11 protein-coding genes, 2 tRNA genes and 1 riboswitch are annotated in these 13,360 nt (G+C 61.4%); of the genes, 12 read left to right on the top strand and 1 reads right to left on the bottom strand.

What is annotated here, in order from left to right; all coding sequences use genetic code 11:
• Positions 1-10: 10 nt before the first annotated feature.
• The 6 genes from aruF to astE all read left to right on the top strand — a co-directional run bounded on the left by aruF (position 11) and on the right by astE (position 6,357).
• Entirely contained in the window at positions 11-1,030 is a 1,020-nt protein-coding gene (gene aruF, locus J1N02_RS06580) for an arginine/ornithine succinyltransferase subunit alpha (RefSeq protein ID WP_092359554.1), read from the top strand.
• Positions 1,031-1,079: 49 nt separating this feature from the next.
• Complete coding sequence (gene astA, locus J1N02_RS06575) at positions 1,080-2,105, top strand: arginine N-succinyltransferase (RefSeq protein ID WP_027607767.1); 1,026 nt, start codon at positions 1,080-1,082, stop codon at positions 2,103-2,105.
• Positions 2,102-3,571, top strand: coding sequence for a succinylglutamate-semialdehyde dehydrogenase (gene astD, locus J1N02_RS06570; protein ID WP_166655335.1), 1,470 nt, complete (start codon positions 2,102-2,104; stop codon positions 3,569-3,571). The genes astA and astD overlap by 4 nt, the downstream gene beginning before the upstream one ends.
• A gap of 94 nt (positions 3,572-3,665) precedes the next feature.
• Positions 3,666-5,012 carry an N-succinylarginine dihydrolase gene (gene astB, locus J1N02_RS06565; RefSeq protein ID WP_092359549.1) on the top strand — a complete coding sequence of 449 codons (1,347 nt, stop codon included), beginning with the start codon at positions 3,666-3,668 and terminating at the stop codon, positions 5,010-5,012.
• A 38-nt stretch (positions 5,013-5,050) separates the two neighbouring features.
• On the top strand, positions 5,051-5,341 hold the full coding sequence (locus tag J1N02_RS06560; RefSeq protein WP_027607770.1) for a hypothetical protein: 291 nt from the start codon (positions 5,051-5,053) through the stop codon (positions 5,339-5,341).
• Between the two features lie 11 nt (positions 5,342-5,352).
• The gene (gene astE, locus J1N02_RS06555; RefSeq protein WP_421147230.1) at positions 5,353-6,357 is read left to right on the top strand and encodes a succinylglutamate desuccinylase; all 1,005 of its coding nucleotides are present in this window, start codon (positions 5,353-5,355) and stop codon (positions 6,355-6,357) included.
• A gap of 132 nt (positions 6,358-6,489) precedes the next feature.
• On the opposite strand, the gene J1N02_RS06550 is transcribed toward astE, so the two are convergent.
• Entirely contained in the window at positions 6,490-6,999 is a 510-nt protein-coding gene (locus tag J1N02_RS06550) for a 6,7-dimethyl-8-ribityllumazine synthase (RefSeq protein ID WP_065926190.1), read from the bottom strand.
• Positions 7,000-7,112: 113 nt separating this feature from the next.
• Positions 7,113-7,282: riboswitch (FMN riboswitch) on the bottom strand.
• Positions 7,283-7,473: 191 nt separating this feature from the next.
• On the opposite strand from J1N02_RS06550, the gene ltaE reads away from it, so the two are divergent.
• From ltaE to J1N02_RS06520, 6 genes are all read left to right on the top strand, one after another.
• The gene (ltaE, locus tag J1N02_RS06545) at positions 7,474-8,478 is read left to right on the top strand and encodes a low-specificity L-threonine aldolase (protein WP_146477374.1); all 1,005 of its coding nucleotides are present in this window, start codon (positions 7,474-7,476) and stop codon (positions 8,476-8,478) included.
• A 145-nt stretch (positions 8,479-8,623) separates the two neighbouring features.
• Entirely contained in the window at positions 8,624-11,242 is a 2,619-nt protein-coding gene (alaS, locus tag J1N02_RS06540; RefSeq protein ID WP_146188258.1) for an alanine--tRNA ligase, read from the top strand.
• Positions 11,243-11,336: 94 nt separating this feature from the next.
• A complete protein-coding gene (locus tag J1N02_RS06535) occupies positions 11,337-12,578 on the top strand; it encodes an aspartate kinase (RefSeq protein ID WP_027607775.1) in 1,242 nt (413 codons plus the stop codon).
• Between the two features lie 175 nt (positions 12,579-12,753).
• On the top strand, positions 12,754-12,987 hold the full coding sequence (gene csrA / locus J1N02_RS06530; protein ID WP_051429402.1) for a carbon storage regulator CsrA: 234 nt from the start codon (positions 12,754-12,756) through the stop codon (positions 12,985-12,987).
• 77 nt (positions 12,988-13,064) lie between these two features.
• Positions 13,065-13,155 (top strand) — tRNA-Ser (locus J1N02_RS06525).
• Between the two features lie 108 nt (positions 13,156-13,263).
• Positions 13,264-13,340 (top strand) — tRNA-Arg (locus J1N02_RS06520).
• Positions 13,341-13,360: the final 20 nt, after the last annotated feature.

The following is a 13,360-nucleotide window of genomic DNA, read 5'->3' as shown; positions in this document are numbered from 1 at the left end:
GAGTGACACCATGCTGGTGATGCGCCCCGCGCAAATGGCTGATCTGGGCGAGGTACAGCGTCTGGCTGCGGATAGCCCGATTGGTGTCACCTCCTTGCCGGATGATGTGGAACGCCTGAGCGACAAGATCGCCGCCAGCGAAGCGTCCTTCGCGGCCGAGGTGAGTTTCAACGGTGAAGAAAGCTATTTCTTCGTGCTCGAAGACACCGAGACCGGCAAGCTCGCCGGCTGCTCGGCCATCGTCGCTTCGGCCGGTTACTCGGAGCCGTTCTACAGTTTTCGTAACGAGACCTTCGTGCACGCCTCCCGCGAGCTGAAGATCCACAACAAGATCCACGTGCTTTCCCAGTGCCACGACCTCACCGGCAACAGCCTGCTCACCAGTTTCTACGTGGTGCCGGAGCTGGTCGGTTCGCCGTGGTCGGAACTCAATTCCCGCGGCCGCCTGTTGTTCGTCGCCAGCCACCCCGAGCGCTTTGCCGACTCGGTGGTGACCGAGATTGTCGGCTACAGCGACGAGCACGGTGATTCGCCGTTCTGGGACGCCATCGGCCGCAACTTCTTCGACCTCAACTACGCCGCCGCCGAGCGCCTGTGCGGGCTGAAAAGCCGTACGTTCCTCGCCGAGCTGATGCCGCATTACCCGATCTACGTGCCGCTGCTGCCGGACGAAGCCCAGGAAGCCATGGGCCAGGTGCACCCGCGTGCCCAGATCACCTTCGACATCCTGATGCGCGAAGGCTTCGAGACTGACCACTACATCGACATCTTCGACGGCGGCCCGACGCTGCACGCACGGGTCTCGGGCATTCGCTCGATTGCCCAGAGTCGCGTGGTGCCGGTGAAGATCGGCGAGATGGTCAAGGGGGGCGGCCGCCAGTACCTGGTGAGCAACGCGCAGTTGCAGGATTACCGCGCGGTGATGCTGGAGCTGGACTACGCGCCGGGCAAACCGGTGACCCTGGACCTGGCAGCCGCCGAAGCCCTGGGCGTTGGTGAAGGCGCGAGTGTGCGCCTGGTAGCGGTATAAACAGAGTGTCGCGGGTGGCTGGCAGCAGCGGCCCGTCTGAGGAGATAGCATGATCGTTCGTCCCGTACGCAGCAGCGATTTACCGGCCCTGATTGATCTGGCGCGCAGCACCGGCACCGGCCTCACCACCTTGCCGGCCAACGAAGAGCGCCTGACCCACCGGGTAGGCTGGGCGGAAAAAACCTTTCGCGGCGACGCCGGGCGCGGTGATGCCGACTACCTGTTCGTGCTGGAAAACGACGAAGGCCGCGTGGTGGGGATTTCCGCCATCGCCGGTGCCGTCGGCCTGCGCGAGCCGTGGTACAACTTCCGGGTCGGCCTGACGGTCAGCGCCTCCCAGGAACTGAATATCTACCGTGAGATTCCGACGCTGTTCCTGGCCAACGACCTCACCGGCAATTCCGAGCTGTGCTCGTTGTTCCTGCATGCCGATTACCGCAACGGCCTCAACGGCCGCATGCTGGCCAAGGCGCGCCTGCTGTTTATCGCCGAGTTCCCACAGCTGTTCGGCAACAAGATCATCGCCGAGATGCGCGGCGTGTCCAACGACGCCGGGCGTTCACCGTTCTGGGAAAGCCTGGGCCGGCACTTCTTCAAGATGGAATTCAGCCAGGCCGATTACCTCACCGGCGTGGGCAACAAGGCGTTTATTGCTGAGCTGATGCCCAAGTTTCCGTTGTACAGCTGCTTCCTTTCCGAAGACGCGCGCAACGTGATCGGCAAGGTCCATCCGGACACCGAGCCGGCGCTGAGCATGCTCAAGAGCGAAGGCTTCAGCTACCAGGGCTACGTCGATATTTTCGACGCCGGCCCGGCGGTGGAGTGCGAGACCGCCAAGATCCGTGCGGTGCGCGACAGCCAATCATTGGTGTTGGCCATCGGCACACCGGGGGACGACGCCACGCCGTTCCTGATCCATAACCGCAAACGCGAAGATTGCCGCATCACCGCCGCACCGGCACGCCTGGCGGCCGGCACGCTGGTGGTCGATCCGCAAACCGCCAAGCGCCTGCAACTGGTGGTGGGTGATCAAGTGCGTGCCGTACCGTTGTCTGCTGCCCGGGAGTCGAAATAATGAATTCGTTGTATATCGCAGGTAGCTGGCTGGCTGGCCAGGGTGAACTGTTTGAATCCCGCAATCCGGTGACCCAGCAGGTGCTGTGGGCCGGTAATGGCGCCACGGTCGAGCAGGTCGAGTCGGCCGTGCAGGCCGCGCGCCAGGCGTTCCCGGCCTGGGCCCGGCGCCCGCTGGAAGAGCGCATCAGCGTGCTGGAAGCCTTCGCCGCGAGCCTGAAAAGTCGCGCCGATGAAATAGCGCGCTGCATCGGCGAGGAGACCGGCAAGCCGCTGTGGGAGTCGGCCACCGAAGTCACCAGCATGGCCAACAAGATCGCAATCTCGGTGCAAAGCTACCGCGAGCGTACCGGCGAGAAGAGCGGCCCCCTGGGCGACGCCACCGCCGTATTGCGCCACAAGCCCCACGGCGTGGTGGCGGTGTTCGGTCCTTACAACTTCCCCGGTCACCTGCCCAACGGGCATATCGTCCCGGCGTTGCTGGCGGGTAATACCGTGCTGTTCAAGCCCAGCGAGCTGACCCCGAAAGTTGCCGAGCTGACCGTGCAGTGCTGGATCGACGCCGGTTTGCCGGCGGGCGTGTTGAACCTGCTGCAAGGCGCGCGCGAGACCGGCATTGCGTTGGCCGCCAACCCCGGTATCGATGGGTTGTTCTTCACCGGTTCCAGCCGTACCGGCAATCATCTGCACCAGCAGTTCTCCGGGCGCCCGGACAAGATCCTGGCCCTGGAAATGGGCGGCAACAACCCGCTGGTGGTAGATGAAGTAGCCGACGTGGATGCGGCGGTCTACACCATCATCCAGTCGGCGTTTATCTCCGCCGGCCAGCGTTGCACCTGTGCCCGTCGCCTGCTGGTGCCGGAAGGCGCCTGGGGCGATGCGCTGCTGGCGCGGCTGGTGGCGGTGAGCGCGACGATTGAAGTCGGCGCGTTCGACCAGCAACCACCGCCGTTCATGGGCTCGGTGATTTCCCTGGCGGCGGCAAAAGCCCTGATGGACGCCCAGGAGCTGATGTTGGCCAATGGCGCCGTGGCGCTGTTGGAGATGACCCAGCCCCAGGATCAAGCTGCCTTGCTGACCCCAGGCATCATCGACGTGACCGGCGTGACCGAGCGCGAAGACGAAGAACTGTTCGGGCCGCTGTTGCAGGTGATCCGCTACGCCGATTTCGCGGCGGCGATTGCCGAAGCCAACAACACCCGGTACGGCCTGGCCGCTGGCCTGTTGTCCGATTCCGAAGCGCGTTACCAGCAATTCTGGCTGGAAAGCCGTGCCGGCATCGTCAACTGGAACAAACAGCTGACCGGCGCCGCCAGCACCGCGCCATTTGGTGGGGTAGGGGCCTCGGGCAACCATCGCGCCAGTGCGTATTACGCGGCGGATTATTGTGCGTACCCGGTGGCGTCGCTTGAAACGCCAAGCCTGGTGGTACCGGCCACGCTAACCCCCGGCATTACGCTGATCTAAATGTGGGAGGGGGCTTGCCCCCTCCCACAGGGGGTCAGTGGTGTATTCAAGTAATTTGAAGCCTATAAAAACAGATGTTCGTGGAGCCTCGCCGATGAAATCCTATGAAGTCAATTTTGACGGTCTAGTGGGGCCGACCCATAACTACGGCGGTTTGTCCTTCGGCAACGTCGCCTCCCAGAGCAACAGCCAGCAGCATTCCAACCCCAGGGAAGCGGCGTTGCAGGGCCTGCAGAAAATGAAAGCGCTGATGGACATGGGCTTTGTGCAAGGTGTGCTTGCGCCCCAGGAGCGTCCGGATGTAGCGGCGTTGCGCAACCTCGGTTTCAGCGGCACCGACGCCCAGGTCATCCAGCAGGCGGCCAAGCAGGCCATGCCGTTGTTGGTCGCCAGCTGCTCGGCATCGAGCATGTGGGTGGCCAACGCCGCCACCGTCAGCCCGAGCGCCGACACGGCAGATGGCCGCGTGCATTTCACCGCCGCCAACCTCAACTGCAAATACCACCGCAGCATCGAACACCCCACCACCAGCCGCGTGCTGGGGGCGATGTTTGCCGACCAGAAACACTTTGCCCACCACGCCGCGTTACCGGCGGTGGCGCAGTTCGGCGACGAAGGTGCGGCCAACCACACGCGTTTCTGCCGTGAGTATGGCGACGCGGGGGTGGAATTTTTCGTGTTCGGGCGCAGCGCGTTCGACCCCCGTTACCCGGCCCCGCAGAAGTACCCGGCGCGCCAGACCCTCGAAGCCTCCCAGGCCGTCGCCCGCCTGCATGGCCTGAAGGATGAAGGCGTGGTCTACGCCCAGCAGAACCCGGCGGTGATCGATGCCGGCGTGTTCCACAACGACGTGATCGCGGTGGGCAACGGCGAGGTGCTGTTCTATCACGAGGACGCGTTCCTCCATACCGAACAGATGCTGGCCGAGTTGCAGGGCAAGTTGGGCAAGCTGGGCGGCAACTTCCAGGCGGTGTGTGTGCCGCGTGCCCAGGTCAGCGTCGAGGACGCGGTGCGCTCCTACCTGTTCAACAGCCAGTTGCTGACCTGCGCCGACGGTTCGATGCTGCTGATCGTGCCGGAAGAATGCCGCGCCAACGAGCGCGTCTGGCAGTACCTGCAAGGCCTGACGGCGTCCGCGGGGCTGATCCGCGAAGTCAAAGTCTTCGACCTCAAGCAAAGCATGCAGAACGGCGGCGGCCCGGCGTGCCTGCGCCTGCGCGTGGCCCTCAATGAAACCGAGCTGGCAGCGGTGAACCCAGGGGTTATCATGACCGCGCCGTTGTACGACACACTGACCCAATGGGTCGACAAGCACTACCGCGACAGCCTGCGCGAAACCGACCTGGCTGACCCGCAATTACTGCTTGAGTGCCGGACGGCACTGGATGAACTGACGCAAATCCTTAAACTGGGCTCGGTTTATCCTTTCCAGATCAATTAACGCCACCTCTTTTTACACCCTATGGCTGAGAATTATTTATGAGCACCGACACCCTGCAACTGATCCTTGAAGACACCGACGGCACCCAGCTGGAAACCTCCTGCACCCGCGTCGCCGTGGTCTGGCAGGGCAAGGAAATCTGGATCCAGCACGACGGCCGTGGCCAACTGCTGATCGGCGTGGACGTGGAAGAAGGCGACGCCGAATACGCCAACCTGTTGATGCGCCCACTGGCCACCAACCTGATGAGCCTGCAACTGGAAATGGAACCGGCCGACGTTGAAGGTGATGATGACGATCACGTCCACGGCCCAGGCTGCAACCACTAAGGAAGCTGCGTATGCTCGCCCTTGGCAAACTGCTTGAACTGACCCTCGCCGGTCGCGAACCGGCGCAAAAAATTCAACTGACTGTCGACGGCGTGCAGATGCGCTGGCTCAGCGAGGGCGCACTCGAAGTGCGCCCGCCGCAGGCAACGGACAATGGCCGCGACCTGTTGCTGTCATCCGGCATCCATGGCAACGAAACCGCGCCGATCGAATTGCTCGACCGCCTGTTGCATGGCATCGCCCGTGGGGAGATCAAGCTCCGCACCCGTATTCTGTTCCTGTTCGGCAACCCCGAGGCCATGCGCCGCGGCGAGCGTTACCTTGAACTGGACGTCAACCGGCTGTTCAACGGCCGGCATGAAAAAAACATCGGCCCCGAAGCCATGCGCGCCGCCGAACTTGAACAGCTGGCCCGCAGCTTCTTCAGCCAGCCTGGCCGTTCGCGCCTGCATTACGACCTGCACACCGCCATCCGCGGCTCGAAGATCGAGCAGTTTGCGCTGTACCCCTGGAAGGAGGGGCGCCAGCATTCACGCCACGAACTGGCGCGCCTGAACGCCGCTGGCATGGAAGCGGTGCTGCTGCAGAACAAGAGCTCGATCACCTTCACCGCGTTTACCTACGAGCAGCTGGAGGCCGAGGCCTTCACCCTCGAACTGGGCAAGGCGCGACCGTTCGGGCACAACCAGGGCGTGAATGTCTCCCGCCTGGAGCTGCGCCTCAAGCAGATCATCGAAGGCACCGAGCCTGAGACTGACAGTCTGGACGGGTTGAAACTGTTCGCCGTGTCGCGGGAAGTCATCAAGCACAGCGATGCATTCCTGCTGCACTTGCCGGCGGACGTGGAAAACTTTTCGGAATTGGAAAAGGGTTATCTGCTGGCCGAAGACGTGGCCAAGACCCGTTGGGTGATCGAGGAGGAGGGTGCGCGCATCATCTTCCCCAACCCGAAGGTAAAGAATGGCTTGCGGGCGGGGATATTGATTGTGCCGACCACAGAGGCCGGGCTGGCGTAGATCTGAGCCTTAACCTGGTCCAAATGTGGGAGGGGGCTTGCCCCCGATAGCAGTGTGTCAGTCAGCTCATCTGGAGCTGAGACACCGCCATCGGGGGCAAGCCCCCTCCCACATTTTGTTTTGCAGTGTTGCTTAGACCGCTACCGCCCGTGGCTCGCTGCGACGGATCGCCCGCACCTTGTGCAGGGTGTCGGCGCATGTACGTGCAGCTTCCTGGCCCTTGTGCACGAAGTGCTCATGGAAGAACGCGGTATGTTCGCTGCCGGCGTGGAAGTGATGCGGCGTCAGGGACACCGAGAACACCGGCACTTCGGTTTCCAGCTGAACCTGCATCAGGCCGCTGACCACCGATTGGGCGACGAATTCGTGACGGTAGATCCCGCCGTCCACCACCAGCGCGGCGGCCACGATACCGGCGTAACGGCCGGTCTTGGCCAGCAGCTTGGCGTGCAGGGGCATTTCAAAGGCGCCGCCGACTTCGAAGAAATCGATGTCCGATTCCTGATAGCCCTGGGCGATCATTTCGGCGAGGAAGCCTTTGCGCGATTGGTCGACAATATCCTTGTGCCAGCAAGCCTGGATAAACGCGACGCGCTCGCCGTGATGGTTTTTGCTTTTGCTGTCGATTGCGGTGGGTTGCATGTTCTGACTCCTGTTTAAGAAAAAAACAGGGCGTTATGAATCGAATGGGATTTAAGGGTACGAACCGCCGAGTCATGCAGGCATGCGCTCAGCGTGCGGCCCTTAGGTGCCAATCCCGTTCTCTCTTCATCCGGACTATGACCGTCGGCCCCGGGATCACACCGGGTCTGCTGACCTTGTCGCCGTCCTGCGTGAGCAGTTCGAGGCGCCAAGCGCTCGCGGGCTATGCACATTGCGTGCAATTACCGCCGGTGGGGAATTGCACCCCGCCCTGAGAACGTTGCCACCAGAACCCTGGTGGCGGAGAGTTTTTAACATGGTTTTTCATAAACTGCACGAGCGTCGTATCGATAAGCTATATCGGTTTGTTTGGTTGGTATTCGATTGAGAACGCGTGGGGCTTGATATTCCGCGGCTTTGCCCGCAGTAATCATCCTCATAAGAAGCTTAATGAACCCCTTCGAGGCTTGTTTCATGTCTGTGATCGACCTGCGCAGCGACACCGTGACCCAACCCACCGCCGGCATGCTCGACGCCATGGCCAATGCCGCCAGCGGCGATGACGTCTACGGCGAAGACCCCAGCGTCAACCATCTGGAAGCCGAGCTGGCCAAACGCCTGGGCTTTGCAGCCGCGCTGTTCGTGCCCACCGGCACCATGAGCAACCTGCTGGCGCTGATGGCCCACTGTGAGCGTGGCGAGGAGTACATCGTCGGCCAGCAGGCCCACACCTACAAATACGAGGGCGGCGGTGCGGCCGTGCTGGGTTCGATCCAGCCGCAGCCGCTGGACGTGCAGGCGGATGGCTCCCTCGACCTGAATCAGGTGCTCGAGGCTATCAAACCCGACGACTTCCACTTCGCCCGCACCCGCCTGCTGGCCCTGGAAAACACCATGCAGGGCAAGGTGCTGCCGCTGGACTACCTGGCGAAGGCGCGGGCGTTGACCCGCGAACATGGCCTGGCCCTGCACCTGGATGGCGCGCGACTCTACAACGCGGCGGTCAAGCTGGGGGTAGATGCACGGGAGATCGCCCAGCATTTCGACTCGGTGTCGGTGTGCCTGTCCAAGGGCCTCGGTGCGCCGATCGGCTCGGTGCTGTGCGGCTCCACGGCGTTGATCGCCAAGGCACGCCGTTTGCGCAAGATGGTCGGCGGTGGCATGCGCCAGGCCGGTTCCCTGGCGGCGGCGGGGCTGTACGCCCTGGATCACCAGGTGCAGCGCCTGGCCGACGACCACGCCAATGCGCAATGGCTGGGCGATGAGCTGCGCAACGCCGGTTACGCGGTGGAGCCGGTGCAGACCAACATGGTCTACGTGCAGATCGGCGACCAGGCCCAGGCCTTGAAGACGTTTGCCGCCGAGCGTGGGATCAAGTTGAGTGCTGCGCCGCGCCTGCGCATGGTGACGCACCTGGATGTGAGCCGGGCGCAGATCGAGCAAGTGCTCGAGGCATTCGTCGAATTTTCGCGCAAATGAGTGTGCAGACCGTCTAATTGAACCTCTCTATCGCATAAACACGCTGTACCACCGGCAAAGGGCCGATATAATGCGGCCTTTTGCCGTCGCTCCGTCTGATGATGTTGCGCACTGGCCTTTGGCCGCAGCCTCCGTGGAAGAACCTATGAAAAGCGCAGAAATCCGTGAAGCCTTCCTTCGCTTCTTCGAAGAGCAAGGTCACACCCGTGTCTCCTCCAGCTCCTTGATCCCAGGCAATGACCCCACCCTGCTGTTCACTAACGCGGGGATGAACCAGTTCAAGGACTGCTTCCTGGGCCAGGAAAAACGCGCCTACACCCGCGCCACCAGCAGCCAGAAGTGCGTGCGTGCCGGCGGCAAGAACAGTGACCTGGAAAACGTCGGCTACACCGCCCGCCACCACACGTTCTTCGAGATGCTGGGTAACTTCAGCTTTGGTGATTATTTCAAGAAAGACGCGATTACCTTCGCCTGGACCTTCCTGACCGGCGTGTTGAAGCTGCCCAAGGAAAAACTCTGGGTGACCGTCTACGCGACGGACGACGAAGCGTATGACATCTGGACCAAGGAAATCGGGGTGCCCGTCGAGCGCATGATTCGCATCGGCGACAACAAGGGCGCGCCTTATGCTTCCGACAACTTCTGGACCATGGGCGATACCGGCCCATGCGGCCCATGCACCGAGATTTTCTACGATCACGGCGCCGACATCTGGGGTGGCCCACCGGGCTCGCCGGAAGAAGACGGCGACCGTTACATCGAGATCTGGAACAACGTGTTCATGCAGTTCAACCGCACCGCCGATGGCGTGTTGCATCCGCTGCCAGCGCCTTCGGTGGACACCGGCATGGGCCTGGAGCGGATCAGTGCGGTGATGCAGCACGTTCACTCCAACTACGAGATCGACCTGTTCACCAACCTGCTGAGCGCGTCGGCCGCGGCCATTGGTTGTGCCAATGAAAGCCAGTCGTCCCTCAAGGTGGTGTCGGACCACATCCGTTCCTGCGGTTTCCTCATCGCCGACGGCGTACTGCCGTCCAATGAAGGCCGTGGCTACGTGCTGCGTCGCATCATCCGTCGCGCCTGCCGCCACGGTAACAAGCTGGGCGCCACCGGCAGCTTCTTCTACAAGATCGTCGCTGCACTGGTTGCCGAGATGGGCGATGCCTTCCCGGAACTCAAGCAACAGCAAAGCAACATCGAGCGCGTGCTCAAGGCGGAGGAGGAGCAGTTCTCCAAGACCCTGGAGCACGGCCTGAAGATTCTGGAACAGGACTTGGCCGAGCTCAAAGGCACCGTGGTGCCGGGCGATGTCGTGTTCAAGCTGTACGACACCTATGGCTTCCCGATGGACCTGACCGCCGACATTGCCCGTGAGCGCGAGCTGACCATCGACGAAGCCGGCTTTGAGCGTGAGATGGAAGCCCAGCGCGTGCGCGCCCGTTCCGCCAGTTCCTTTGGCCTGGACTACAACACCCTGGTCAAGGTTGACGTGCCCACCGAATTCACCGGTTACAAGGCGACCGTTGGCGCGGCCAGGATCGTTGCCATTTATAAAGACGGCAAGTCGGTCGACGTGTTGAGCGAAGGCGAAGAGGCAGTTGTGGTCCTGGACCAGACGCCGTTCTACGCCGAATCCGGTGGCCAGGTCGGTGACTGTGGTTTCCTGAGTTCGACCTCCGGTCGTTTCGAGGTGCGCGACACCACCAAGACCGGCGGTGCGTTCCTGCATCACGGCGTGCTGGTGCTGGGCAACCTGACGGTCGGTGCGCCGGTGGACACCCAGGTCGATGCTGAGGTGCGCCATGCCACCGCGCTGAACCACTCGGCCACGCACTTGCTGCACGCCGCGCTGCGCCAGGTGCTGGGCGAGCACGTCCAGCAGAAGGGGTCGTTGGTCGACAGCCAGCGCCTGCGTTTCGACTTCAGTCACTTCGAAGCGATCAAGCCTGAGCAGATCAAGGCCCTGGAAGACATCGTCAACGCTGAGATTCGCAAGAACTCCCCGGTAGAAACTGAAGAAACCGACATCGAGACGGCCAAGGCCAAGGGTGCCATGGCGCTGTTCGGCGAGAAATACGGCGACAGCGTGCGCGTGCTGAGCATGGGCGGCGACTTCTCGGTGGAACTGTGTGGCGGTATCCACGCCAACCGTACCGGCGATATCGCCCTGCTGAAAATCATCAGCGAAGGCGGCGTGGCGTCGGGTGTGCGTCGTATTGAGGCGGTGACCGGCGCTGCGGCCCTGGCCTACCTGAATGCCGCTGAAGAACAACTCAAGGAAGCGGCCAGCCTGGTCAAGGGCAGCCGCGACAACCTGATCGACAAGTTGTCCGCCGTTCTGGAGCGCAACCGTGCGCTGGAGAAACAGCTGGAGCAGTTGCAAGCCAAGGCGGCCAGCGCTGCGGGCGACGATCTGTCGGCTTCGGCCGTTGACGTCAAGGACGTGAAAGTCCTGGCTGCACGCCTGGACGGCCAGGACGGCAAGGCGCTGTTGGCCCTGGTCGATCAGTTGAAGAACAAGCTCGGCCGCGCAGTGATCCTGCTCGGCAGTGTCCATGAGGAGAAGGTCGTGCTGGTTGCCGGTGTAACCAAGGACCTGACTGGCCAACTCAAGGCCGGTGATTTGATGAAGCAGGCCGCTGCGGCAGTGGGCGGGAAGGGCGGCGGTCGTCCGGACATGGCGCAAGGCGGTGGTGTAGACGCCAGTGCCCTGGACGCGGCCCTGGCCCTGACCGTGCCATTTGTCGAGGCAGGTATTTAAGGCACTGTTAACCTGCCCGTGGTCTAGTCACGGGCTGTTCTGTGCTGGTTGATTGGATATTAGGCGCCCCTTTACGGGCTGAGGCGGCTTGGAAATGGCTTTGATCGTACAGAAATTTGGAGGCACCTCGGTCGGCTCTGTCGAAAGAATCGAGCAGGTGGCCGACAAGGTTAAGAAATTCCGCGATGCCGGGGATGACCTGGTCGTGGTGCTGTCGGCCATGAGCGGCGAGACCAATCGCCTGATCGAACTGGCCAAGGCCATCAGTGGCGAGCAACAGCCGCTGCCGCGTGAGCTGGATGTGATCGTGTCCACCGGCGAGCAGGTGACCATCGCCTTGCTGGCCATGGCCCTGAACAAGCGTGGCGTGCCTGCCGTGTCCTACACTGGCAGCCAGGTGCGCATCCTCACCGACAGCGCGCACACCAAGGCGCGGATCCTGCAGATTGACGACCAGAAAATTCGCACTGATCTGAAAGCAGGCCGCGTGGTAGTTGTAGCGGGCTTCCAGGGTGTGGACGAGCACGGCAACATCACCACCCTCGGGCGTGGCGGTTCTGACACCACCGGTGTGGCCCTGGCTGCGGCCCTCAAGGCTGACGAGTGCCAGATCTACACCGATGTGGATGGCGTCTACACCACTGACCCGCGTGTGGTGTCCGTGGCCCAGCGCCTGGACAAGATCACCTTTGAAGAGATGCTGGAAATGGCCAGCCTCGGTTCCAAGGTGTTGCAGATCCGCGCGGTGGAGTTCGCCGGCAAGTACAACGTTCCGCTGCGCGTATTGCACAGCTTCAAGGAGGGTCCGGGCACCCTCATTACTATTGATGAAGAGGAATCCATGGAACAGCCGATCATTTCCGGCATCGCTTTCAACCGCGATGAAGCCAAGCTGACGATCCGTGGCGTGCCAGACACCCCGGGCGTGGCCTTCAAGATTCTGGGCCCTATCAGCGATGCGAATGTTGAAGTCGACATGATCGTGCAGAACGTCTCGCACGATAACACCACCGATTTCACCTTCACCGTGCACCGCAACGAGTACGATGCGGCGTTGAAAATCCTGGAGAACACCGCGAGCGAAATTGGCGCCCGTGAAGTGGTCGGCGATACCAAGATTGCCAAGGTGTCGATCGTAGGTGTGGGCATGCGTTCCCATGCCGGCGTTGCCAGCCGCATGTTCGGGGCTTTGGCCAAGGAAAGCATCAATATCCAGATGATCTCTACCTCGGAAATCAAAGTCTCGGTGGTGATTGAAGAGAAGTACCTGGAACTGGCTGTACGCGCGCTGCATACCGCTTTTGAGCTGGATGCTCCGGCCCGACAGGGCGAGTGATGCAATGCCAGGAAGGCGCGGTTTACCGCGCCTTTCATTTTTTTGTAGGGCGCATGGTCTTTTGCGTGCGCTCGACAATACTTAGGCCGTTAGGGCTATGGCTCTCGAGTCGTAGGTCGAACGCCTTTTTTTTGCAGACTGTTGTTCCTGAAATGAAATGCGTGAGGAGAAAGGTATGCTGATTCTGACTCGTCGGTGCGCAGAAAGCCTGATTATCGGTGATGGCGAAATCACCGTGACCGTGCTCGGCGTCAAAGGCAATCAAGTGCGTATCGGGGTTAACGCTCCGAAAGAGGTGGCGGTCCATCGCGAGGAAATCTTCTTGCGGATCAGTAAAGAGAAGGACAGAGAGAAGGGTAAAGATCAGGACGCGCAAAACGACGAACAGAAGGACGAGGAAAAGGACTGAGAACCAAGCCTTTAATTTTTATCGTTTTTTATGTTTGCAAACGGGGATGAACGTGGTTAATATACGCCCCGTGTTGCGGAGAGCTGGCCGAGTGGCCGAAGGCGCTCCCCTGCTAAGGGAGTACACCTCAAAAGGGTGTCGGGGGTTCGAATCCCCCGTTCTCCGCCATTATTTGCTTAGTACGTTGCAATCTGGTTTTTTCGTTAAGTTGTTGAAATTAAACGAAAAAATAGCTTTACATAGAGATTGAACGGCCTATAATGCGCGGCAACAAATGCACTCGTAGCTCAGCTGGATAGAGTACTCGGCTACGAACCGAGCGGTCACAGGTTCGAATCCTGTCGAGTGCACCATTTAAGAGTTAGTTGCAGCA

It is taken from the genome of Pseudomonas sp. NFX5, from assembly GCF_049132125.1.
GTDB lineage: Bacteria > Pseudomonadota > Gammaproteobacteria > Pseudomonadales > Pseudomonadaceae > Aquipseudomonas > Aquipseudomonas marginalis.
This window is presented reverse-complemented; position numbering and strand designations above follow the sequence as displayed.

Coding starts and splice junctions, on each gene's coding strand:
- aruF (WP_092359554.1), top strand. CDS start 11: ATGCTGGTGATGCGCCCCGCGCAAATGGCTGATCTGGGCGAGGTACAG.
- astA (WP_027607767.1), top strand. CDS start 1,080: ATGATCGTTCGTCCCGTACGCAGCAGCGATTTACCGGCCCTGATTGAT.
- astB (WP_092359549.1), top strand. CDS start 3,666: ATGAAATCCTATGAAGTCAATTTTGACGGTCTAGTGGGGCCGACCCAT.
- J1N02_RS06560 (WP_027607770.1), top strand. CDS start 5,051: ATGAGCACCGACACCCTGCAACTGATCCTTGAAGACACCGACGGCACC.
- astE (WP_421147230.1), top strand. CDS start 5,353: ATGCTCGCCCTTGGCAAACTGCTTGAACTGACCCTCGCCGGTCGCGAA.
- J1N02_RS06550 (WP_065926190.1), bottom strand. CDS start 6,999: ATGCAACCCACCGCAATCGACAGCAAAAGCAAAAACCATCACGGCGAG.
- ltaE (WP_146477374.1), top strand. CDS start 7,474: ATGTCTGTGATCGACCTGCGCAGCGACACCGTGACCCAACCCACCGCC.
- alaS (WP_146188258.1), top strand. CDS start 8,624: ATGAAAAGCGCAGAAATCCGTGAAGCCTTCCTTCGCTTCTTCGAAGAG.
- J1N02_RS06535 (WP_027607775.1), top strand. CDS start 11,337: ATGGCTTTGATCGTACAGAAATTTGGAGGCACCTCGGTCGGCTCTGTC.
- csrA (WP_051429402.1), top strand. CDS start 12,754: ATGCTGATTCTGACTCGTCGGTGCGCAGAAAGCCTGATTATCGGTGAT.